19 protein-coding genes are annotated in these 21,687 nt (G+C 58.3%); 14 read left to right on the top strand and 5 right to left on the bottom strand.

Features of this window, described 5'->3' with window-relative positions:
* Window positions 1-16 precede the first annotated feature (16 nt).
* Window positions 17-661 (top strand): hypothetical protein, encoded by a 645-nt coding sequence (locus tag G547_RS21025; RefSeq protein ID WP_157209842.1) that lies wholly within the window; start codon window positions 17-19, stop codon window positions 659-661.
* 28 nt (window positions 662-689) lie between these two features.
* Here the strand turns inward: G547_RS21025 and slmA are convergent, their stop codons facing one another.
* From slmA to coaBC, 4 genes are all read right to left on the bottom strand, one after another.
* Window positions 690-1,304 carry a nucleoid occlusion factor SlmA gene (gene slmA, locus G547_RS0110825; RefSeq protein ID WP_027329878.1) on the bottom strand — a complete coding sequence of 205 codons (615 nt, stop codon included), beginning with the start codon at window positions 1,302-1,304 and terminating at the stop codon, window positions 690-692.
* Between the two features lie 147 nt (window positions 1,305-1,451).
* Window positions 1,452-2,375: an acetylglutamate kinase gene (gene argB, locus G547_RS0110820; RefSeq protein WP_027329877.1), complete on the bottom strand. Its 924-nt coding sequence runs from the start codon at window positions 2,373-2,375 to the stop codon at window positions 1,452-1,454.
* Window positions 2,376-2,391: 16 nt separating this feature from the next.
* Window positions 2,392-4,866: a phosphomannomutase/phosphoglucomutase gene (locus G547_RS23820; protein WP_157209841.1), complete on the bottom strand. Its 2,475-nt coding sequence runs from the start codon at window positions 4,864-4,866 to the stop codon at window positions 2,392-2,394.
* Between the two features lie 29 nt (window positions 4,867-4,895).
* A complete protein-coding gene (gene coaBC, locus G547_RS0110810) occupies window positions 4,896-6,110 on the bottom strand; it encodes a bifunctional phosphopantothenoylcysteine decarboxylase/phosphopantothenate--cysteine ligase CoaBC (protein WP_027329875.1) in 1,215 nt (404 codons plus the stop codon).
* Between the two features lie 107 nt (window positions 6,111-6,217).
* Between coaBC and radC the strand changes: the two genes are divergently transcribed.
* The 6 genes from radC to G547_RS0110780 all read left to right on the top strand — a co-directional run bounded on the left by radC (window position 6,218) and on the right by G547_RS0110780 (window position 10,438).
* Window positions 6,218-6,892, top strand: a complete 675-nt coding sequence (radC, locus tag G547_RS0110805; RefSeq protein ID WP_027329874.1) for a RadC family protein — start codon at window positions 6,218-6,220, stop codon at window positions 6,890-6,892.
* Between the two features lie 672 nt (window positions 6,893-7,564).
* A complete protein-coding gene (gene rpmB, locus G547_RS0110800) occupies window positions 7,565-7,801 on the top strand; it encodes a 50S ribosomal protein L28 (protein ID WP_027329873.1) in 237 nt (78 codons plus the stop codon).
* Between the two features lie 15 nt (window positions 7,802-7,816).
* Window positions 7,817-7,972 (top strand): 50S ribosomal protein L33, encoded by a 156-nt coding sequence (gene rpmG, locus G547_RS0110795; protein ID WP_027329872.1) that lies wholly within the window; start codon window positions 7,817-7,819, stop codon window positions 7,970-7,972.
* Between the two features lie 184 nt (window positions 7,973-8,156).
* Window positions 8,157-8,738 (top strand): porin family protein, encoded by a 582-nt coding sequence (locus tag G547_RS21020; protein ID WP_051235258.1) that lies wholly within the window; start codon window positions 8,157-8,159, stop codon window positions 8,736-8,738.
* A 38-nt stretch (window positions 8,739-8,776) separates the two neighbouring features.
* Entirely contained in the window at window positions 8,777-10,018 is a 1,242-nt protein-coding gene (locus G547_RS0110785) for an RNA polymerase sigma factor (RefSeq protein WP_027329871.1), read from the top strand.
* 75 nt (window positions 10,019-10,093) lie between these two features.
* On the top strand, window positions 10,094-10,438 hold the full coding sequence (locus G547_RS0110780; RefSeq protein WP_027329870.1) for a YciI family protein: 345 nt from the start codon (window positions 10,094-10,096) through the stop codon (window positions 10,436-10,438).
* 15 nt (window positions 10,439-10,453) lie between these two features.
* On the opposite strand, the gene G547_RS21015 is transcribed toward G547_RS0110780, so the two are convergent.
* Window positions 10,454-11,440, bottom strand: a complete 987-nt coding sequence (locus G547_RS21015; protein WP_027329869.1) for a helix-turn-helix transcriptional regulator — start codon at window positions 11,438-11,440, stop codon at window positions 10,454-10,456.
* Window positions 11,441-11,605: 165 nt separating this feature from the next.
* On the opposite strand from G547_RS21015, the gene G547_RS21010 reads away from it, so the two are divergent.
* The 7 genes from G547_RS21010 (at window position 11,606) to G547_RS0110740 (ending at window position 21,682) form a co-directional block, all read left to right on the top strand.
* Complete coding sequence (locus G547_RS21010) at window positions 11,606-12,151, top strand: GyrI-like domain-containing protein (RefSeq protein WP_084645900.1); 546 nt, start codon at window positions 11,606-11,608, stop codon at window positions 12,149-12,151.
* A gap of 8 nt (window positions 12,152-12,159) precedes the next feature.
* Window positions 12,160-13,086, top strand: a complete 927-nt coding sequence (locus G547_RS0110765) for an ABC transporter ATP-binding protein (protein ID WP_027329868.1) — start codon at window positions 12,160-12,162, stop codon at window positions 13,084-13,086.
* Complete coding sequence (locus tag G547_RS0110760; protein WP_027329867.1) at window positions 13,083-13,844, top strand: ABC transporter permease; 762 nt, start codon at window positions 13,083-13,085, stop codon at window positions 13,842-13,844. Before G547_RS0110765 ends, G547_RS0110760 begins: the two co-directional genes overlap by 4 nt.
* 663 nt (window positions 13,845-14,507) lie before the next feature.
* Complete coding sequence (locus tag G547_RS22680; RefSeq protein ID WP_051235251.1) at window positions 14,508-16,016, top strand: discoidin domain-containing protein; 1,509 nt, start codon at window positions 14,508-14,510, stop codon at window positions 16,014-16,016.
* 513 nt (window positions 16,017-16,529) lie between these two features.
* On the top strand, window positions 16,530-18,179 hold the full coding sequence (locus G547_RS21000; RefSeq protein WP_036188134.1) for a cellulase family glycosylhydrolase: 1,650 nt from the start codon (window positions 16,530-16,532) through the stop codon (window positions 18,177-18,179).
* Window positions 18,180-18,400: 221 nt separating this feature from the next.
* Entirely contained in the window at window positions 18,401-20,392 is a 1,992-nt protein-coding gene (locus G547_RS23055; RefSeq protein ID WP_084645897.1) for a glycoside hydrolase family 6 protein, read from the top strand.
* A 132-nt stretch (window positions 20,393-20,524) separates the two neighbouring features.
* Window positions 20,525-21,682: a hypothetical protein gene (locus tag G547_RS0110740; protein WP_027329865.1), complete on the top strand. Its 1,158-nt coding sequence runs from the start codon at window positions 20,525-20,527 to the stop codon at window positions 21,680-21,682.
* The last annotated feature ends 5 nt before the right edge of the window (window positions 21,683-21,687 follow it).

The following is a 21,687-nucleotide window of genomic DNA, read 5'->3' as shown; positions in this document are numbered from 1 at the left end:
CGGCAGCGAGGTCTGTATGGCTAGCATGGTTCGATGGTGCGTGTTGATCGCCGCCCTGGCGTGGGCGATGGTGAGCTATGCCCAGGCCCCGGAAAAAGTCTACTACCGCTACGTCAACGACGAAGGGGTGAAAGTGCTGGAGGATCGCATTCCCCCGAAGTATGTGCCCAAAGGCTATGAGATCGTCTCAATGTATGGCGAAGTGTTGGAGACAGTGCCGCCGGCGCCCTCCGCAGAGGAGGTGGAGGAGAAGGCCGAGGCCGAGCGTCTGCGGCGCGAGCGTGAAGCCTACAATCGGGAGCTGAAGCGGCGCTATAGCACGGTCAAGGACATTCGCGACGCCAAGCGTCGTAGCCTGGCGGAGCTGCAGGGGAATATCAGCATCCTTGAGGGTAGCTTGAGTAATATTCGCGCTCAGATCCGGGACTTGGAAGAGCGCGCCGCGCGCATGGAGCGCAGCGGGCAAACGGTTTCCGACAGTGTGCTGGAGAACCTGGAGACGCTGAAAGCTGAAGTAGAAGAGGTCAAGGCACAGATCGCCAACCGCCAGAAGGAATACGATCAGGTTGCCGAAAAGTACGATCAGGATATTGAGCGCTTCAAAGAGATTCAGGCGGCGGAGAACCGCCCGATTTCAACGTCGTCCAAGGGGAGCCCCTGAACGGCCGTCCTGGATAAGCCGCTTTGCCTCAAACGGGCTGAAGTTGCTGCTCCCGCATCAGACCACTGACCAGCACCGGCCACTGTTCCGCCCAATGCTCGGTGGGCAGGCGCCGGAACTGACTGCGGACAAACTGGGTGATGCGCCCATCGGCCGCCGCCATTAGCAGGTTGGCTGCCGCTGAGAGCGGCAGATTGGGCCGCAAACCTTCCCGCAATTCCGCTTCCCGCAATACTTGCTTCAACTGGGTTTCCACCCGTTCAAAGAGTTGGGCCACCCGTTGGCGAAGGCGCTCGGTTTCCCCGGTGAGGGCGTCGCCGGTGAGCAGTCGGGTGATGCCCGGGTTGCGTTCGGTGAAGGTCAGAAGCAGGAGAAGAATCTTCTCGCAGCGACGCAGTGCCGCCGGCTCTTCCGAAATGATCAGCGAGATGCGGGTGAAAATGGTGTCCTCAATGAACTCGATCAGCCCCTCAAACATTTTGGACTTGCTGGGGAAGTGGCGGTAGAGCGCCGCTTCGGAGACGCCCACTTCCCGAGCCAGCGCCGCTGTAGTGATGCGAGCGCCGGGGCTGGCTTCCAGCATATGGGCCAGGGATTCCAGAATCTGTTGGCGGCGGGAGGCTTTGTTACTGGGCTTGCTCATGGCGGTCCATACATGTTTTGGGCGAGTGAAACCGTCGGCACGGAGGCCGTCGGGCGACAAGGACGGTGAGGTAATCCTATCCCCATCGCCCTTTCTCTTCAATTATTCTGGCGCCTCTTTAGGCAAATCGGTGCGCCATTCCGGTTTTCAGGGGGTCTTCGGGGCCAGCTCGGAGGCCTTGTTGGTTATCAACGTGCCCACACCGGCGTCGGTAAAAATTTCCAGTAACACCGCATGGGCCACCCGGCCGTCAATGATGTGCGCGCTGTTGACGCCGCCCTTGACCGCATCCAGGGCACAGCCGATTTTGGGAAGCATGCCCCCGTAAATGGTGCCATCGGCAATCAGGTCATCCACTTGCTGGGTCGTCAGCCCGGTCAGCACCTGCCCCTGTTTGTCCTGAAGGCCCGCGACGTTGGTGAGCAGCATCAGTTTTTCCGCCTGCAACACCTCGGCAATTTTTCCGGCCACCAGGTCGGCATTAATATTGTAGGAGGCGCCGTCGTCACCGACGCCAATGGGCGCAATAACCGGAATGAAGTCGCTGTTGATCAACATGTCGATCACAGAGGTATTGATGCTGGCCACTTCCCCTACGTGGCCGATATCGATGATCTCCGGTGCCTTCATGTCGGGCGTCTGGCGTTTGGCCGAGAGCTTGCGGGCGCGAATCAGTTGGCCGTCTTTGCCGGTAATGCCGATGGCGTGACCGCCGTTGTGATTGATCAGGCTGACGATCTGTTTGTTCACGGTTCCGCCCAGCACCATTTCTACCACGTCCATGGTTTTGCTGTCGGTTACCCGCATTCCGTCGACGAATTGCGACTCGATGTTGAGCTGCTTGAGCAGGTCGCCAATTTGCGGTCCACCGCCGTGAACCACAATCGGGTTCATGCCCACCAGCTTCATCAGCACGATATCGCGCGCGAAGCTGTTCTGCAGCTCCTCGTCCACCATGGCATTGCCGCCGAATTTGATCACGATGGTTTTGCGGGTAAAGCGCTGGATGTAAGGCAGGGCTTCGGTCAACACCTGAGCCACGTTCATGGCCTGGGTCCGGTTCAATGACATAGCAGGGTCCGTTCGGTTAAAAGTCGATCTTGAGTGAGCTGTCGATTTTCAACAGCTCACGTTTAAACAGTTGTTGGATCTTACCCAGGGCATCCTCGGTGTCGGCCTCAAAGCGCAATGTCAGTGCTGCGGAGGTGTTGGAGGCCCTGACCAGGCCCCAGCCTTTGCCGAAGTCCACCCGCAAGCCGTCGATTGTGGTCGACTTGCCGCTGTGAAAGTCGCCCTCGGCGATCAGCCGTTCGACCAGTGCGAATTTCTCACTCTCCGGCACCGAAATTTTCAACTCCGGGGTAGAGGGCATATCCGGGAAGGCGGCGAAGATATCGTCTATGGGCTGATCGCGCAAGGTGATGATTTCCAGCAGCCGTGCCAGGGTGTAGAGGCCATCGTCAAAGCCGTACCAGCGGTCCTTGATAAAAATGTGGCCGGAGTATTCACCGCCAATGAGTGCGCCGGTCTCAACCATCTTGGATTTCATGTGGGAGTGGCCGGTTTTCCACATGATCGGGCGACCGCCGTAGCTGGTGACCAGCTGGTTCAACTGGCGTGAACACTTCACATCGAACAGAACGTCGGCGCCGGGGTTGCGGCCGAGAATGTCGCGGGCGAACAACATCAGCAACTGGTCCGGCCAGATGATGCGCCCTTGTGGTGTCACGATAATAAGCCGGTCGCCATCGCCGTCAAAAGCCGCACCCAGGTCGGCGCCCACTTCCTGAACCTTGGCGATCAGATCCTGCAGGTTGGCCGGCTGAGTGGGGTCCGGGTCGTGGTTGGGGAATTCGCCGTCCAGGTCGCAGTACAGCGGCGTGACATCACAGCCGAGTTCCTCGAACAGTCGCGGGGCCACGATCCCGGGCACCGCATTGCCGGCGTCGATCACCAGAGAGACCGAGCCCACCAGTGCCACGTCCGAGAAAATCCGCTCAATGTAATCGGCCACGATATCGTGGCTCTGGGTCTCGCCCTGGCCTTGGTGGTACTGCTGTTGCTCGATACGCGAGCGCACATCCAGAACGGCATCGTCCGAGAGCGTGACGCCGTTGACGACCATCTTGAAACCGTTGTATTCCCGCGGGTTGTGACTGGCAGTCACGATGACCCCGCTGCTGGTTTCCTCCAGGTGAAAGGTGGCGAAGTACATCAGCGGCGTCGGGACCGTGCCCAGGTCAATGACATGACAACCGGTACTGGTGATTCCCTGGCGAAGGGCTTCCGCCAAGGCCGGGCTATGGGTGCGGCCATCGCGAGCGACGACGATGTGGGTTTCGCCCTGGTCGAGTGCCTCGCTGCCCAGGGCTTTGCCGATATGCTCCGCCAGCGTCGGGGTAATTTCAGTATCGGCGAGCCCGCGGATGTCGTAGGAGCGGAAGACATCGGGCGGGATAGTGGGCCCGGAGGCCGCACTGCCGGCGTTATCTGCCGCGCTACCGGCGCGCTTGGACGGTGCCCGGTCCAGCGCCAGAATGTCCTCGTCCTCGTCTTGAACCTCGATATCCAGAATGTCCTGATTCTGGTAAAGGTTGCTGATCATCTCAACCTCTTCCTCTTTGTATCTCTCCTCGCCCTCTTCCTGCTGAGCGTTGCGATTGGTTGCCGGGACGGGTTTGGAGGCGCCTGCGGCGTGGCCGCGTTGACGCATGACCAGGTGGCCCACTACCCAAGCCAGAATCAGACCGCCGATGCTGGTGGCCGAAAGAATCAACAGCCATAGCGTGGGCAGTTCCCGGGTTTGTTCGACCAGTTGGGGTGAGGCGGTATAGGTCAGTTCCCAGTGGCTGTTGGCGATCGTGATCGAGTGGGACTCGCCACCCCCCGCCTGGCCGCTCTGATAGGCGGTCAACTGGCCGCTGCCGGGAATCTGTTGGCGCAGCTCGATGCGCCCGAGAGCGGGATCGAGGCGTTCCAGCAGAGGCCACCAGCCGTCATCGCTGAGTGTCACCAGGACCGTGCCCACCACCGGGGCATCGGACTCGGGTGGCACCGGTTGGATCAGTTGCAACTGCCAGGTCTGGTCGACCTTCGCCAGTTCCGGGTAGTGGGTCTCCCGGCGCTCAGCCCGACGGATCAGATCGAGTTCACCAAAACGCAGCGGTGCGACATGCTCGCGCTCCAGCCGGGCGGTGCCGGTGGGGATCAACCGCACGGCGAGGCTCTCTTTGAATTCGGAACCGATGGCCGCCGCGCGCGCTTCCCGTTCCACGGCGTCACCCTTCAGGGCGGCCAGGGTTGGCGGGGCGCCGGCCAGCTCCCGCAGCCTTTGCTGTTGGGTCTTCAGGTAATCCTGCAAGGGGTGAGCGGCCCGTTCGGCCTGGGCACGCGTGGCTTCCTCAAGGCGCTGATTCTGGACCTTTATGACCAGTTCGCCATAGAGCCAGTACCCCAGAGCAGCGTTGACGAGGACCACTGCCAGGACCAGAGCGCCAATCAGTTTCTGGCGTGCCTGTTGGGCGCGTTTTCGTTGCTGTTCCTTCTGATTTTTTCGTGCCACAGTTATCGGATTCCGGTTGTCAAAAAGCGTTATGAGTCGGAGGCGGATGCCGGTAAATAGTCGGACAGTTCATGGATCAGTGCCCGGGCCAGTTGGGTTTTGCTCATGGGCCCAAGTTCCAGAGCCCGTTCCCGATCGATCAGAATGACGGCATTGTCATCGCTGTTAAACCCCAGCCCCTCGCGGCTGATGTCATTGGCGATAATGCCCCGTAGGCCTTTGCGTTCGAGTTTGGCGCGGGCGAATTCAAGCAGGTTCTCGCTCTCGGCGGCAAAACCGATTGTAGTCGGCCCGCCAGCAAGTGCCGCGACGGCCGCAACGATGTCCGGGTTCTTGACCAGGGTCAGTTGCCACTGGTCGCTGTCGCCTTTTTTCAGTTTCTGCTCAAGGTACTCTGCCGGGTGGTAATCGGCGACGGCCGCTGCCGCGATGAACAGGTCGCACTGGGCAGCGTGGCTCAAACTGGCCTCGTGCATTTCCCGTGCGCTGGTCACGTCTACACGTTGCACCCGATCGGGCCTGGGTAAATGCGTTGGCCCGCTGATCAACGTTACCTGCGCCCCCGCCTCTGCGGCGGCCTCGGCCAGGGCGTAGCCCATTTTGCCCGAGCTGTGGTTGCTCAGGTAACGCACCGGGTCGATGGCCTCGCGGGTGGGGCCGGCGGTAATCACGACTTTTCGGCCCGACAGCCGACCGCTTTCAAACTGGGCGGCGAGCGCTTCGGCGAGCATGGCGGGCTCGAGCATACGCCCGGGACCCACTTCGCCGCAGGCCTGGCTACCGTCGCCGGGTCCGAACACTGATACACCACGCTCCTGAAGCCGCAAGAGGTTCGCCTGAGTGGCTTCATTTTGCCACATCCCCTGGTTCATCGCCGGGGCCAGGCTCAAGGGCGAGCGAGTGGCGAGGCAGAGCGTGGTTAACAGGTCATCGCCCCGGCCCTCGGCCAGGCGGGCCATGAAGTTGGCGCTGGCGGGGGCGACCAGAATCCGGTCGGCCCAGCGCGCCAGTTCGATATGGCCCATGGCGGCCTCGGCGGCCGGGTCCAGCAGGTCGGTATGGACCGGGTTGCCGGATAGCGCCTGAAAGGTCAGGGGGGTCATGAATTCGCGAGCGGCTTCGGTCATCACCACGCGCACATCCGCGCCACGCTCTTTCAGGCGGCGGACCAGGTCGGCACTTTTGTAGGCGGCAATCCCGCCGGTCACTCCCAGCAGAATGCGTTTGTTGGTCAGAGAACTCATAGTGGCGATGCGGCGCGGCTCCCGAGGCTTGACAGATCAGGGGCTAAGATACCATTCTCTGCCCCCGTATCACTAGGAAGTCAATCAATCACAGACAGGGAGTCATCATGTCCATTGCCCAATGGCCCGAGGCCGAGCGCCCTCGGGAAAAGCTTCTCCACCGCGGCCCCGCCGCCCTCTCCGACGCCGAATTGCTGGCGATTTTTCTGCGTACCGGCTGTGCCGGTAAGTCCGCCGTTGATCTTGCCCGGGAGCTATTGACCGAGTTTGGTGGTTTGCGCCCCCTGTTGGAGGCCTCTCAATCGGAGTTCTGCCGGGGCCTGGGGCTTGGCAGCGCGAAGTTTGCCCAGTTGCAGGCGGTGCTGGAAATGGGTCGGCGTCACTTGTCCGCGAGCCTGGAGACCGGGGACTCGCTGACCAGCCCGGATCTGGTACGCCAGTACCTGGTCGCTCAGTTGCGCCACCTGAACCATGAGGTGTTCGCGGTGTTGTTTCTGGATAACCAGCATCGGCTGCGAGCGTTTGAGGAGTTGTTTCAGGGGACGATTGATGGGGCGAGTGTGTACCCGAGGGAGGTGGTGAAGCGAGCGCTTACTCACAATGCGGCGGCGGTGATTCTGGCGCACAACCATCCATCCGGCGTAGCCGAGCCCAGCCAGGCGGACCGCCGGATCACGACTCGGCTGCGTGAGGCGCTGGATCTGGTTGCGGTCCGGGTGCTGGATCATATGGTGGTGGGCGACGGCGAAGTGGTTTCTTTTGCCGAGCGTGGGTGGCTTTGACTCGATTGAGGTTGGTGCATAGAGTCCGGTCCGGTGTGGGGTGCACGGTTCCCGGACACGCCGTAAACCCATCCCTGGGGGCTCGAATCGCGGGTCCCCCGCTCCACGGTCCGGGAACCGTGCACCCCACACCGGACCTCAGTGCCACGCTTAACGTTTGTAGGGTTGGTAAGGCCGAAGGCCGCCGCCTACCAAAGATTTAAATCAACTCTGAACGGTGGGTGGAGCGCTTCGCGCTCACCGCACCCTACGTTCTATCTCCGTGGAGGTCACTATTGGCACTGAGGCCCGGCATGGGGTAGACCCTTCGTAGACTCTCTGAGGCATGGATGCCGATGAGAAGCCCCCATGGATGGGTTCACGGCGGGTCTACGAAGGGTCTACCCCATGTCGGGCCGGACTAGATGCTCTGAAAATGAAAGAGGTCCCAGAGGATGTGAGCAAAAAACCACCAAAATAGAGAGAAATCATTGCTATTGATTCCCGGTTTTGGTATAAAACGCGCCTTTCTGCGGCTGGGTAGCCGGCCATCGCGCCAGGAACCGCCCCCGGACATCGTGTTCCGGGCCGCAAGATGATCGAATTTAGGCTGCAAAAACACCCCGTGCCGGGCTGTGGTGTGGCAACAAACCAACCCGCAGCGCAGCGCGCTGAATACGACGAGGCAAGACCATGTCCCAGGTATGTCAAGTAACCGGCAAACGTCCCGTTACTGGAAACAATGTATCTCACGCAAAAAACCACACCAAGCGTCGTTTTTTGCCCAACCTGCATTCTCACCGTTTTTGGGTGGAATCCGAGAAGCGTTTCGTGAAGCTCAAGGTTTCCTCAAAAGGTATGCGTGTCATCGACAAGCGCGGCATTGACGCAGTACTGGTCGAACTGCGTGCTCGTGGCGAACAGGTATAACAGGAGGAATTTACCATGCGCGATAAGATTCGTTTGAACTCCACCGCGGGCACCGGTCACTTCTACACGACTGACAAGAACAAGCGGAATATGCCCGAAAAAATGGAAATCAAAAAGTTTGATCCCGTGGCTCGCAAGCACGTGATCTACAAAGAAGGCAAAATCAAGTAAACGATTTTGCGCTTCCGCTTGAACAAAACCCGGCTTCGGCCGGGTTTTGTCGTTTGTGGGGCCTCTCTTTCGCTCGGTTCGTAGACAAACGTGATCCGGTCCGGCAAAAATCCGCCCTGCCAGTTGATCCACCGCCCCGCTGTGAGATACTTCCCCACCAGAATTTGACCTCAGGGAGCAACCTATGAAAACAGTCTGGATAAGCGGTTTGGCCCTCGCCCTGGTCGCTGTACCGGCACTGGCCGATAATGAACGGGGTTTCTACGCGGGGCTCGGCACCGGCGTGGTAAGCGGAAGAGATCATACCCCCTACGAAGATGCCCGGATGCCCGTGCTGGAACTCGCCGGCGGCTATAAATACAACGGCCTGCTTGGCCTGGAAGTCCGTGCAGGCGTGGGTATAAAAGAAGATGACGACTCCGAGTCCTATTATTTCCGGGACGAGCAGGAGAACAACAGTGGCCTCAGTGAAATCGAGCGTGAGGTCGATCAGTTCTATGGGGTCTACTATCGTCCCGAACTGATCAATCAGAGTGCCCGCCTGTACGGATTGATCGGCTACGCGGAACTCGATACGACCGTGACTCGTTGGGAAGGCAACAGCTCCACCGAGCAAACCGAATCTGTCTCTGGCGGATCCTATGGCCTCGGGGCGGGCTGGTATGTCAATGAGCGCGTGAACTTCAATATTGAATATCGGCAGTTGGTGAACGCCGATGACCAGCGCTTTGAAGCCCTCACCATTCAGTGGGATTACCGCTTCTAGCGTTATCCTGGCGAATGGAGGCACAGCGAGGCGAAAGCGTGCACTCGGATACTCAACAGCGGTTGGCCAGGCTTTACCAGGACGAGTCCCGGCGGGTTCTGGCCACGCTGATTCGCCTGCTCGGCAGTTTTGACCTGGCGGAGGAGGCATTGCACGATGCGTTTTTGGCCGCCGCTTCCCAATGGCCCCGAGAGGGAGTGCCGGACAATCCACGCGCCTGGTTGGTGTCAACGGGGCGCTTCAAGGCCATCGACCAGCTTCGGCGCAAGGCCCGCTTTGACGAGTCTCTGGATCACGTCGCCGACAGTCTGTATCAGCAGTCAGAGCGGGAAGTCTTCGATGACGATGACCGGATCGAGGACGATCGACTGCGGCTGATATTCACCTGCTGCCACCCCAGCCTGGCTCCCGAGGCGCAGATCGCGCTGACCTTGCGCGAAGTCTGTGACCTGACCACCGAAGAGATTGCCAGGGCTTTTCTCACCACCCCCGCCACGCTCGCCCAGCGAATCGTCCGCGCCAAGCGAAAAATTCAGTCGGCCCGCATTCCTTACGAAGTTCCGGGTCCGGCGGAACTGCCCGACCGGCTGGACGCCGTGCTGCAGGTCATTTACCTGGTGTTCAATGAAGGCTATTCGAGCTCGTTCGGTGACCAGGTGACCCGCCATGATCTGTCTGAGGAAGCCGTTCGCCTCGGGCGTCTGCTGGCCGAGCTACTGCCGGACCCTGAAGTCCAGGGGTTGCTGGCGCTGATGTTGCTGCACCAGTCCCGGCGTGCGGCGCGCACCTCCGCCGGGGGAGATCTCATACGGCTGGAGAATCAGGACCGGACCCTGTGGGATTCGGTCATGATTGCCGAGGGGGAGGGCCTGGTCCGGCGGGCGCTGGTTTCCCGGCGGGTTGGGCCTTATACCTTGCAGGCGGCTATCGCGGCCTTGCATGCGGATGCGCCTTTTGCCGAGGAAACGGACTGGAACGAAATCCTGGGCTTTTACGATTTACTGCGCCGCGCTCACCCCTCTCCGGTGGTGGAGTTGAACCGGGCCGTGGCGGTTGCCATGCGCGACGGGCCAAGGGCCGGGCTGAACCTGATTGATGAACTGAGCGCGGGTGGCCGCTTGAACAACTACCATCTGCTGCACGCCGCTCGCGCGGACCTGTGTCGCCAATTGGGCCGTGTCGATGAAGCCAGGCTGGCCTATGAACAGGCGATCGCACTCTGTCGGCAGGCGCCGGAACGACGGTTTTTAGAGGCCCAGTTGAAATCCCTGGCCGGGTAAGGTCGATTCGGGCGCATCGTAAACGACAAGTCGATGGTTACATTCTGTTTCCGACGTTCACAGAGGACTCTGGTCATGAAATATCTCTGCCTGGTGTACAGCGACGAAAACGACCTGCACAGCCTGCCGGACAGCCCGAAAGACACCGAATGTCACGCTTATGCGCAAAACCTGGCGGAAGGTGGTCAACTGGTGGCCGGGGAAGCCCTGGAGCCGGTGTCGACGGCGACCACGGTGCGGGTGCGGGGCGGTCAGCTCAGCATTACCGACGGCCCTTTTGCGGAAACCAAAGAACAACTGGCCGGTTTTTATATGATCGACGCCAGGGACCTGAATGAGGCCCTGCGCATCGCGGCGGGTATTCCCCCCGCCCGGGTGGGTAGCATCGAAGTCAGACCGGTGCGACCGCTGGACGTGTGACGTTCCCCGGCCGGATCAGCTGACCAACGCGGCATCCTCCCGTGGTTCCGGCGCGTACTGGGCGGCGATGGCGCGGGCGCGCTCGCCCACCAGCGTTTTGAGTTCCACCGGGGCAATGACTTTGGCATCGGTTAAAAAGCACATGACGCGGCGGGTGGCGGCATCCAGGTCGGGCGCTCGAAAGCCGGCAATGACCGAGCCGTCGGCGCGCTCTTCAAAACTCTCCCAGCAGCAGCGATAATCATGCGCCACGTTGGCGGTGTCGGCTCTGAACAGAAGCCGGACCTCGTGGGCAGACTGCCCTTCGAAGTGGTCATCGAGGTACTGTGCCGGGTCAAAATCCGTCGGTTTTGCGAAAACCGTATCCAGGCGCTTCATCGCCTGGATGCGGTCCACCCGAAACGATCGCATCGCACCGCGTAGCTGGCAGTCGGCGACGCAGTACTGCTGGCCCCAACTGTACACCAAGACGTAAGGGTTAATTCGACGCCATATGGCCGAGTCCTGGTTTTTTCCTTGGTACAGGATTTCTACCTGGAACCCTTGGCGCACGGCCTGATACAGGGTCTCGAGCTGTTCCATATCGAGGTTGGGGTTGATGCGCGGAATGCCCTGAGTGATGAGGTTGCCCCGCGCCCAGGCAATCTCTTGTAGTTGCTCCTCGGGTAACACATTTTCGATCTTGGTCAGCGCACTCATGGCGGAGCCGCGGAAGAGCTTCCCCCAGACGTACTCAATCAGACCGGTACCCAGGTGCACCGCCACCGCTTCTTCGGGCGTGAGCATCAGTGGGGGCATGCGATAACCGCGCACCAGAGAATAACCGCCGTGAGAACCCCGCTCCGCATAAATGGGAACGCCCATCTCCTCCAGCGCGACGATGTAACGTTGGACGGTGCGTGGAGAAACCTCAAGGGCATGCGCCAACTGGGAAGCGGAGCTGTTGGGGTGGCGTTGCAAAAACGCGATCAGGTTAAACAGGCGGGTAGCAGTATTGGCCATGTCTCTACCCCTCGGTTGGATATTTTGGTCGATTGTGAAGGCAAACTACGTCAAATAATGTCGTATTTATCGGTTAGATTCCACCTCGGTTGCAGAAACGTGTCGATTTTGGTTCCCAGCAGTCGACCGTAAGGGTGTAAGACACTGAACAAAAAGGTGGACGTTATGACAGGAATGCAACGAATCAAGTCCCAGGCGACGGCGATCCCGGTGCTGTTGGGTATCAGTGAAGAAGGACCGATTCATCTCGCCGGATTGCGCGAACCCATCGACGGGCTGCCCCATCAGGTGATCCCCAGTCTATGGAATCGCTTTCTTCCCTACCAGGGGTGGCTGCCGGGGCAGAAAGACAAATCCAGCTATGGGGCGCTGTTCAAGCGAGGGAGCCAAGGCTTTGACTATCTCACAGCGGTGGAGGTCACCGACTTCCAACGCATCAATGACGACTGGGATTGTTTCGACATTCCCCGGCAACGCTACGCGGTATTTCCCCACCAGGGACACGTCTCGGAGCTACGGCAGACACTGCACCGGGTGTTTGCGCACAGCCTGCCGGCATTGCACCTGACACCGAACCGTCAGGGAGACGAGAGTCCCCTGTTGTTGGAGCGGTATGCGGAATCGTTTGACCCGCGAACCGGCTGGGGAGATATTCAGGTGTGGGTTCCTCTTGAACGAGCGGAAACAGCGACAATGACAGGAACACTCTAGGAGGCAAGGTGCAGCCGATTATCGAAGTCCAGAATCTCAGCAAGACCTACCAGTCCGGTTTTCAAGCATTAAAAAACGTCGACCTCAGTATCCGTAAAGGGGAGATTTTCGCGCTGTTAGGCCCCAACGGCGCGGGCAAGACAACGCTGATCAGCATTATCTGCGGCATTGTGAATCCGTCGGCCGGGAAGGTGCGGGCCGATGGGTACGACATCGTCAAGGATTACCGGCGGGCCCGGCAATTAATCGGCCTGGTTCCCCAGGAGCTCGCCGTCAATATCTTCGAAACCGTGTGGAGCACGGTGACTTTCAGCCGGGGGCTGTTTGGCAAGGCTCCGAATCGTCCTTACCTTGAACAGTTACTCAAGGACCTGTCCCTGTGGGATAAAAAGGACAGCAAGATCATGGCGCTGTCCGGCGGGATGAAACGCCGGGTATTGATTGCCAAGGCACTGGCCTACGAGCCCAAGATCCTGTTTCTCGATGAACCGACCGCCGGCGTCGATGTGGAGTTGCGGCGGGATATGTGGGAGATGATTCGCCAGCTTCGGGATAACGGTGTCACTATCATTCTGACGACACACTACATCGAAGAAGCTGAAGATATGGCCGACCGGGTGGGGGTGATCCAGCGCGGGGAGTTGATCCTGGTCGAAGACAAGCACGACCTGATGGAAAAGCTCGGGAAGAAGCAGCTTAGTCTGCAGCTGGTCGAGCCGATCGAACAGATTCCCTCTGCCTTGAGCGCTTACTCACTGTCCCTGTCCGAGGACGGAATGCAATTGACCTACCAGTACGATCACCAGAGTGACCAGGCGGCGATCGCGCGGCTGCTTCGGTCCCTGTCGGATGAGGGGTTGGACTATCGGGATCTTCATACCTCCCAAAGCTCCCTGGAAGATATTTTTGTCAGCCTCGTGGAGGAAAAAGTATGAATGGTCACGCGATCAGAGCCATCTATCTGTTCGAACTCGCCCGGGCCTGGCGAACGCTGATGCAGAGCATTGCCTCACCGGTGCTCTCAACCTCGCTCTATTTCGTCGTCTTTGGGGCGGCGATCGGTTCCCGGATGGTGGCGATTGATGGGGTCAGCTATGGCGCTTACATCGTTCCTGGGCTGATTATGTTGACCGTCCTGAACGAAAGTACGTCCAACGCGGCCTTCGGTATTTATATGCCCAAATTCACCGGCACCATGTATGAAATTCTGTCAGCACCAGTCTCTTCCTTGGAGATTGTCATCGGCTTTGTTGGGGCGGCCGCCACCAAGTCGGTGATTCTCGGTCTGATCATTCTTCTGACCGCCCGGATTTTTGTCGACTACTCGATTGAGCATCCCTTCTGGATGCTGGGCTTTCTGGTGTTCACTTGCGTCAGCTTCAGTCTGTTCGGCTTCATCATCGGCGTCATGGCCGAGAGTTTCGAGCAGTTGCAAGTGGTGCCAATGATGATTATAACGCCGCTGGCCTTTCTCGGTGGCAGCTTCTACTCGATTCAGATGCTGCCGCCGCTCTGGCAGACCATCACCCTGTTCAACCCCGTGGTCTACCTGGTCAGTGGTTTTCGTTGGAGCTTTTACGGCGTCTCGGACGTGGGTGTAGGGATCAGTCTGACGATGATTGTCGTGTTTATGTTGGTGTGCCTGGGTATCGTCACCTGGTTGTTCAAAACCGGCTACAAAATAAAGCCCTGACATCGCGGAGAGGGCGGCGTCGGAAGCTGGCGCCTCCCTCGTTTTCTTCGGTCTTAAATTCACTGCAAACGATGTCATAATCTGCTTTTTATTCAATTATTTCATTATAAATACCCCCTCCACCTGATAATCCGGTTATGAATCTAAATCGACATATACCGTCCCCTCTCTCTGCGAACAGATTCGTTATCAATTGGTTCTGAGCACACTCCAGAAAGCGTCAGTTTGCTGGCGCGCTCGCCGGCTCGGCCGGCGCACAAATCAAATTTTAAGAAGCTTTTAATGCCATGCACGGGTTCGATGAATAACTGCGTGCCATCTCTTCATTTATTTGAAGTTTAAAAAGTTTGCGCTCACTAACTTTAAGCCGGCATGGGCTGTCAATTTTCTTGCGGTAATGACGCTTAAAAGCTCTTTTGACAGTGATCCTAAAATCCCTATTCTCCACTTCGACAGCGATGGCAACAGGCCCCTGTCACACATGAGCACGCTATTTAACGGTCGGATGGAATCCCTTTATGAATAGCTCAACGGGCTGTACCTGCAACAGATTTATCGCTTCTTCCCGGTGGGTTGAGGGCGACGGCGGGAGTCCGCCTGACGACCCCTGACCCGCGAACCTTGGAGGTGAGCGATAACCATCGACCACCTTAGAGGTTTCAAATGAAAAAAATCGTCTCCGCTGTACTGGCCACCTCGCTCCTGGCGCCGCTCTCTGTCCTGGCTTCTGCCTCTACCAACCTTGCTCTGGGAAAGCCTGTCCAGGCTTCCAGCATTGAGAAAGGCCTGGCCTCTCTGGCACCGTCTTACGCCGTTGACGGCGATGCCGGCAGTCGTTGGTCCAGCGAATTCTCGGACCACCAGTGGATCAGTGTTGATCTGGAAGCAACGTATCAACTGACTGGTATCAACCTTCATTGGCAGAACTCCTACTCCAAGGACTATGACATTCAGGTTTCCGTGGACGGAGAGAACTGGGAAACCGTGTACTCTCAGATCGACAGTGATGGTGGATTGGACCAGCACGCGCTTGGAGCCCAGGCTCGTTATGTCCGCATTGAGGGTTATCGTCGCGCCACTCGGTGGGGACACTCTCTGTGGGAGCTGGAAGTGCACGGCCACCCGATTGTCGGTCCGATTGCATTAAACAAAGCAGCGAACGCATCGAGCATCGAAAAAGGGGATCCGCGCTTTGTGGCAGACCATGCGATCGATGGTGACCCGAATACCCGCTGGTCCAGTGAGTTCAGCGATCACCAGTGGATTGCGGTCGACCTGGGTGAGAGCCACCAGATTACCAGCCTAAAGCTTCATTGGCAGAACTCCTATTCGACGGACTACGACATTCAAACCTCCGACGATGGGGCCACCTGGACCACGATTGACAGCGTGAGTGACAGCGACGGAGGGCTGGACGAGCTCAGCTTGTCGGGCCACGGACGTTACTTGCGGGTGGAAGGTTTCAGCCGCGCGACCCGTTGGGGCCACTCCCTCTGGGAATTGGAAGCTTATGGCTACGCCAGTGTATCCCCGGGGGTTGGCGGCGGCTATACCGGTGGAACTGGAAGCGGTGGCGACGGTTCTGGCAGCGATGATGGCGACACCAGCGGCACCGAGCCGGTCGTTGACGCGGTCGCGCCGACCGTTCCTGCGGGTCTGACCAGTCAGATGCAGGGACCGGTTTCCGTCGCGCTTCAATGGAACGTCTCCTCAGACAATGAAGGCGTGCTGAGCTACGAAGTGTATCGCGATGGCCAGATGGTCGCGGAGCTTTTGGCTCCGGTGACCGAATACCACGACGGAAACTTGCTCCCTGCGACCGAATACGACTATCAGGTCCGGGCCAGCGATGCGGCGGGGAACCGGTCAGCACTGAGTGATGTGATTTCCGTATCCACAGTGGATGCGTCGGTAATCAGCGGTGCCGTTCGACTGGAGTGGACAACCCCGGATCAGCGCGAGAACGGTCATTATCTGGAGCTGTCTGAGATCGGTGGCTATGAGATTCGCTATCAAACGGGTGTGGATGCTGATCCCACTACCATTATGGTGGAAGATCCGTACGCAACGGATTATGAGTTGATGGTGAGCGAGGGGGTTTATCTTTTCTCCATTGCGGTTTACGACACCAACGGTCTCTACAGCGAATTCGTGCCTATTCAACCGCTATAGTAACCGCTCTTTCCTTCCTGATTAAAGCCGGCCTTGCGCCGGCTTTTTCGTGTAAAGCCTCTTCATATTTAGAAACTAAATAACAGCCAGCTGCATTATTTAGAAAAAGTCATAGCACGGATCGAAAACTTTTGACGATGATGCCGTCTTTTTTGTGATCGTTTCGTTACTTTCATGTTGACTTTTTTAAAGCGTGACGCAGTGCGCGTGTTTTGACGCCAGTTCTGCTCTCTTCTTCTTGTCTTATAGTCAAAGAGTGTCTTAGTGTGTCTGCGGTTTTCGTGACGACGCCTTCAGATAAATTGCTAAAGCGTTATCGCCATGAAGATAAACGCGACAGCTACCAATAATCGATAATAAAAAGTCACGGTGGGATAAGGAAAATCATAGCCGTTCGGGGTGCTTGGGTTGTTTTGAAGTCACTCGCTGTGAGTGCAGCCGCTTCGCTCTTTTTGAGGAGCGAAAACCGGTGACACCACAAAACCCCATCAACACAATAAAGAGGCAATAGCCATGCGTGTTATGAAAAAAGCACTGCTGGGCGCAACCGTTTGCGCCACGGCACTGTCAACGGCAATGAGTGTTCAGGCAGGTTTTCAGGTATCGGGAACCCAGCTTCTGGACGATAACGGCAATCCATTTGTGATTCGAGGGATCAACCACGCCCACACCTGGTTTACCAGCCGTACCGAGCAGGCGCTGCAGGACATTGCCAGCGTCGATGCGAATGCGGTTCGTATCGTTCTGTCAGACGGACAGCGCTGGAATCGCAACAGCGCCTCGGATGTGGCACAAGTGATTGAGTGGTGTAAAGAAAACGAATTGGTCGCCATTCTCGAAGTGCATGATGTGACCGGGTCCGGCGAGGAGTCCGCCGCAGGAGAACTGTCCTCCACCGTGGATTACTGGATCGATATTGCAGATGTCCTACAGGGTCAGGAAGATTACGTCATCATCAATATTGCCAATGAGCCCTTCGGCAATGGTGTTCCCGAAAGTACCTGGATCGACGGGCACGTCGATGCCATTCAGCGCCTGCGTGATGCTGGCCTGACTCACACTTTGCTGGTCGATGCCGCCAACTGGGGCCAGGATTGGCAGAACGTTATGCGCGACAACGCCTCGACCGTCGCCGCCGCCGATGCGTTGAACAACACTATGTTCAGCGTGCACATGTACGAGGTGTACCAGGATCGAAGCACCATTGAAAACTATGTCTCCACCTTCCTGGACACTCACAATCTGCCGCTAATCGTGGGCGAGTTCGGCGCCGACCATTACGGGAATGACGTGGATGAAGCCTCCATTCTCGCGGTGGCCGAGCAGTACAATATTGGCTATGCGGGCTGGTCCTGGTCCGGAAACAGCAGTGAGGTGGACTCGCTCGATATTGCTCTGAACTGGGATGTGAACAACCTGTCCGGTTGGGGTGATTTTCTGATTAACAGCAGCAATGGTCTTCGAGCCACGGCCGAAACCGCATCGGTGTACAGCGGCCAGAGCTCTTCCAGTGAATCGTCCCGTTCATCGGTGAGCTCATCAATCAGTTCAAGTTCGTCGGTCAGCTCCAGCATTTCCTCCAGCAGCAGTTCAGTGGCGAGCGGTCAACAGTGCAACTGGTACGGCACGCTTTACCCGTTGTGTGAAGACACACAAAGTGGCTGGGGCTGGGAAAATAGTGAAAGTTGCGTCGGGCCCGTCAGCTGCCAATCGCAACCGGCGCCTTACGGGATCGTGGGTGAAAGCGGCTCCAGTTCATCCGTCCCCTCATCCTCCAGTTCTTCGGTGAGCTCCTCTGTAAGTTCCTCAGTGGCTTCTTCCAGCGTCAGTTCCTCCTCAAGCAGTTCGGAGCCCGACACGACAGGCAACTGTGAGTATCTGGTGAGCAACGAATGGAACACTGGCTATACCGCAGCGATCCGCATTCACAACGACGGCAATACCGCCATCAACGGCTGGTCGGTGAACTGGGAGTACAGCGATGCTTCACAAGTGACCAATGGCTGGAATGCGCAGATTGAGGGAAGCAATCCCTATTCCGCGACGGATATGGGATGGAACGGCACCATCCAGCCGGGCCAATCTGTGGAGTTTGGCTTCCAGGTCAGCAAAGGCAGTAGCGCCGCCGCGGTACCGGCGGTAACGGGCGGACCTTGCAATTGATTATGTAGAACTTCCGGCCGTGCGCTGTTTAAAAATAGCGGGCGGTCAGGGGGTGCCCGCGCCGGAGATGTTACGGCGCGGGCACAGGCGCCCGTCAGGGCCAGACAACCGACCGTGACTATTTTGAAAAGACGCGGCGCGGTTCGACAGGGAGGGGAAGGACGCCTTGAAAACGGCAGTACTTTATTCTCTCACAATAAGTGTTAAGGAGATTCCACACAATGATAACGACATTCAAAAAAGGCAGTGGTTTGTCGGCAGTACTGGGGTTGGCTATTGCCGCCGCCAGTCACGGCGCGGCAGCTGACTGTAGCTACTCCATCAGCAATGAATGGAGCTCAGGCTACACGGCAGAAATCACCGTTACCAACGATGGTAACAGTACCGTAAACGGCTGGGACGTAAACTGGCAGTACAACAGCAACCAGTTGACCAACAGCTGGAACGCCCAGATCTCCGGTAGCAACCCGTACACTGCTACCGATATGGGCTGGAACGGTACCCTGCAGCCAGGCCAGTCGGTCAGCTTCGGTTTTCAGGGCAACAAAAACGGCGGTTCCGCAGAGCAGCCCACGTTGGAAGGGACGCTGTGTGACGGCGGCACGTCCTCGTCCAGCGCCAGCTCAGTGGCCTCTTCCGTGGCGTCCTCTGAAGCCCAGAGCAGCTCCGTCAGCAGTGCGCCCGACGGGGAAGGTCTGCAGTGTAACTGGTATGGCACCACCTATTCCTTGTGCTCAGACACCCAGAGCGGTTGGGGTTATGAAGACGGCGAAAGCTGTGTATCGCGCACCACCTGCGAATCGCAGCCCGCTCCTTATGGCGTTGTGGGAGGAAACAACTCCAGCAGCGAATCCTCCGTCGCCTCGAGCGTCAGCTCCAGCGTGAGCAGTTCCGTGAGCTCCAGCGTTTCTTCATCGGTTAGCTCCTCGGTCAGCTCAAGCGCCAGCAGTGCCTCCTCAAGCGCTCCCGATGGTGACTACGTGCGAGTGGATAATCCGTTTGAAGGCACTCAGATGTACGTGAACCCGATGTGGTCCGAAAATGCCATGGCTCGGCCCGGTGGCGAAGCTATCGCCAACGAGCCCTCCGCCGTGTGGATGGACCGCCGAGGCGCAATCACCGATGGCATCGGGTTGAAGGGACATCTGGATGAAGCTTTGAACCAGGGTGCCGAGACCTTCATGTTTGTGGTCTACAACCTGCCCAACCGCGACTGTGCAGCGCTGGCGTCAAACGGCGAGCTGCGCATCTCTGAGAACGGCTTCCAGCTCTACCAGGACGAATACATCGCACCGATCAAGGAGATCCTGAGCCTGCCCAAGTACAGCGACCTGCACATCGTGGCGATCATCGAGGTGGATTCTCTGCCCAACCTGGTCACCAATCTGGATGAGCCCGACTGTCAGGAAGCGGCCGGTCCCGGCGGCTACGCTGATGGCATTCAGCATGCGCTGAACGAGTTGGGCGATCTGCCCAACGTTTACTCTTATGTCGACATTGCCCACAGTGGCTGGCTCGGCTGGAGCGACAACTTCTCCGAAGCGGTTCAGCTGATTGGCGATACCGTGAAGGGCACTGAAAAAGGCGTTGATAGTATTGCCGGTTATGTCACCAACTCGGCCAACTACACACCGCTGGAAGAGCCGTATCTGCCCGATCCCAGCCTGCAGGTGGGCGGTCAGCCGGTGCGTTCCGCGTCGTTCTACGAATGGAACCCCTACTTCGGCGAGTTGGAATTTGCTCAGGATTGGCGCGATGCCATGATCCAGAACGGCTTCCCGAGTGATATCGGTATGCTGATTGATACTGGCCGTAACGGTTGGGGTGGACCGGATCGTCCCACGGGCGTCTCCGATAGCAGTGATCTGGATACCTATGTCGACGAATCCCGTATCGACCGTCGTTACCATCGCGGTAACTGGTGTAACCAGCCCGGCGGTGTCGGTGAGCGTCCACAGGCCAATCCGGCTCCCGGTATCGATGCCTATGTTTGGGTGAAACCGCAGGGTGAGTCCGACGGTATCTCCACTGCTGACTTCGAGCCGGACCCGAACGATCCCGCCAAGCAGCACGATCCTATGTGCGGTCCTGACGAAAACAATCCGGACGCGGGTGTTCCCACGGGCGCACTGCCCAACGCGCCTCACGCGGGCCGCTGGTTCCCCGAAGCGTTCGATCTGCTGCTCGACAATGCCTATCCTCCGCTGGATTAAACCAGTGCGATAAGAAAGGCGAATGAGGGCTCGCTGTTGACCCCCTTTTCAGCGAGCCCGGCAACGCTGCCCTTCGGGGCGGCGCTTGTCTGTCTGATCCCCCACCTTTGAAAGGGAGTGTCCAAACACTTCATGAACGTTAAATGGTTAAGCATTGAATCGGTAAAAGGGCACCTGCTTTTGTTGAGTGCCATGTTGATTTTTTCGGCGGGCTGCCAAACCTCTGGTCCGTCCTCAGCCGTGGATAACGGCTCTTTGATTTTTCTGGCCCAGACCCTGGGTCCTGCAACGCAGTTGCAACGAGCCGACGAACAGGGCGACGTCAGCCCTATTCTTGTCAGTCAAAACTGGCGCGACCTACATCCTGATGTGGCCGATGACGGCCGCATTGTTTTTATGTCCAACCGTCGTCCGCAAAGCGGCATTGATCTGAGTCAGCGCCGTGAGCGCTTTCAGGTGTTTCTCTGGGCGCCAGGCGACGAGTCTCCCACCGCGCTGACCGAGAGTGCTGGCAGCACCATGGCGCCGCAGTTCGGCCCCGAGGGCCAGCGCATTGCGTTTCTGCTCGCCGAGTCGAATCGGACCAGGCTTCAGTACGTGCCCGAGGCAAACGCCGAGCCGGTTTCGGTCACCTCGGCGCGCGATATTCTCGATTTCAGCTGGTCGCCAGACGGTACCCAGTTGGCCGCTGTATTGTTTTCTCCGGGCCAGTCGCACTTGGCGCTGTTGGACTTGGAGCAGGGCAACCGGGAGGTGGTGGCGATAACGCCCGAAGCCGCCGGAGCGGTTATCACCTCGGTCAGTTGGTCACCCACAGGAGAGGCGTTGGCCTATATCGTCAACAGCCCCGATGATGCCCGACGGCTTTATCGCTATGAGCTTGCCACGGGCGAGCGCACCTTATTGTCCGATCCGGACGCCGACGTGCAAGAACCCATCGATTGGTCGGACGACGGTGACACCATTCTGTATTCGGCGCTGGTGGATTTCGAGTTTTTTTACGATGAGAAAAAGCGCGAAAAAGTCTACCGCGGCAGCATGCAGGTTTTTCGTGTCGACGAGCAGGGGCACCGCCAGGCGGTCACCAGTGGCCCCGGCCGACACGGAGCACCGGTGTTCTCTCCGGGAGAGGAACGCATCGCGTACCTCTATGCGGAGCAGTTGGACGCGAGGCGTTTGTCCTTGCGGACCACGAACCTCGAGGGCACGGAAGAACGGGTGTTGTATGACCGCGTCGCCCCCGAGTCGACGTTGCAATGGAGTTCCACAAACCCAAAAAATCGGAGATAACAACA

It is taken from the genome of Marinimicrobium agarilyticum DSM 16975 (assembly GCF_000423345.1).
Taxonomy (GTDB): domain Bacteria; phylum Pseudomonadota; class Gammaproteobacteria; order Pseudomonadales; family Cellvibrionaceae; genus Marinimicrobium; species Marinimicrobium agarilyticum.
This window is presented reverse-complemented; position numbering and strand designations above follow the sequence as displayed.

What these genes read in the sequence shown, in the direction of transcription:
- G547_RS21025 (WP_157209842.1), top strand. Translation starts at nt 17, where the DNA reads ATGGCTAGCATGGTTCGATGGTGCGTGTTGATCGCCGCCCTGGCGTGG.
- slmA (WP_027329878.1), bottom strand. Translation starts at nt 1,304, where the DNA reads ATGAGCAAGCCCAGTAACAAAGCCTCCCGCCGCCAACAGATTCTGGAA.
- argB (WP_027329877.1), bottom strand. Translation starts at nt 2,375, where the DNA reads ATGTCATTGAACCGGACCCAGGCCATGAACGTGGCTCAGGTGTTGACC.
- coaBC (WP_027329875.1), bottom strand. Translation starts at nt 6,110, where the DNA reads ATGAGTTCTCTGACCAACAAACGCATTCTGCTGGGAGTGACCGGCGGG.
- radC (WP_027329874.1), top strand. Translation starts at nt 6,218, where the DNA reads ATGTCCATTGCCCAATGGCCCGAGGCCGAGCGCCCTCGGGAAAAGCTT.
- rpmB (WP_027329873.1), top strand. Translation starts at nt 7,565, where the DNA reads ATGTCCCAGGTATGTCAAGTAACCGGCAAACGTCCCGTTACTGGAAAC.
- rpmG (WP_027329872.1), top strand. Translation starts at nt 7,817, where the DNA reads ATGCGCGATAAGATTCGTTTGAACTCCACCGCGGGCACCGGTCACTTC.
- G547_RS21020 (WP_051235258.1), top strand. Translation starts at nt 8,157, where the DNA reads ATGAAAACAGTCTGGATAAGCGGTTTGGCCCTCGCCCTGGTCGCTGTA.
- G547_RS0110780 (WP_027329870.1), top strand. Translation starts at nt 10,094, where the DNA reads ATGAAATATCTCTGCCTGGTGTACAGCGACGAAAACGACCTGCACAGC.
- G547_RS21015 (WP_027329869.1), bottom strand. Translation starts at nt 11,440, where the DNA reads ATGGCCAATACTGCTACCCGCCTGTTTAACCTGATCGCGTTTTTGCAA.
- G547_RS21010 (WP_084645900.1), top strand. Translation starts at nt 11,606, where the DNA reads ATGACAGGAATGCAACGAATCAAGTCCCAGGCGACGGCGATCCCGGTG.
- G547_RS0110760 (WP_027329867.1), top strand. Translation starts at nt 13,083, where the DNA reads ATGAATGGTCACGCGATCAGAGCCATCTATCTGTTCGAACTCGCCCGG.
- G547_RS22680 (WP_051235251.1), top strand. Translation starts at nt 14,508, where the DNA reads ATGAAAAAAATCGTCTCCGCTGTACTGGCCACCTCGCTCCTGGCGCCG.
- G547_RS21000 (WP_036188134.1), top strand. Translation starts at nt 16,530, where the DNA reads ATGCGTGTTATGAAAAAAGCACTGCTGGGCGCAACCGTTTGCGCCACG.
- G547_RS23055 (WP_084645897.1), top strand. Translation starts at nt 18,401, where the DNA reads ATGATAACGACATTCAAAAAAGGCAGTGGTTTGTCGGCAGTACTGGGG.
- G547_RS0110740 (WP_027329865.1), top strand. Translation starts at nt 20,525, where the DNA reads ATGAACGTTAAATGGTTAAGCATTGAATCGGTAAAAGGGCACCTGCTT.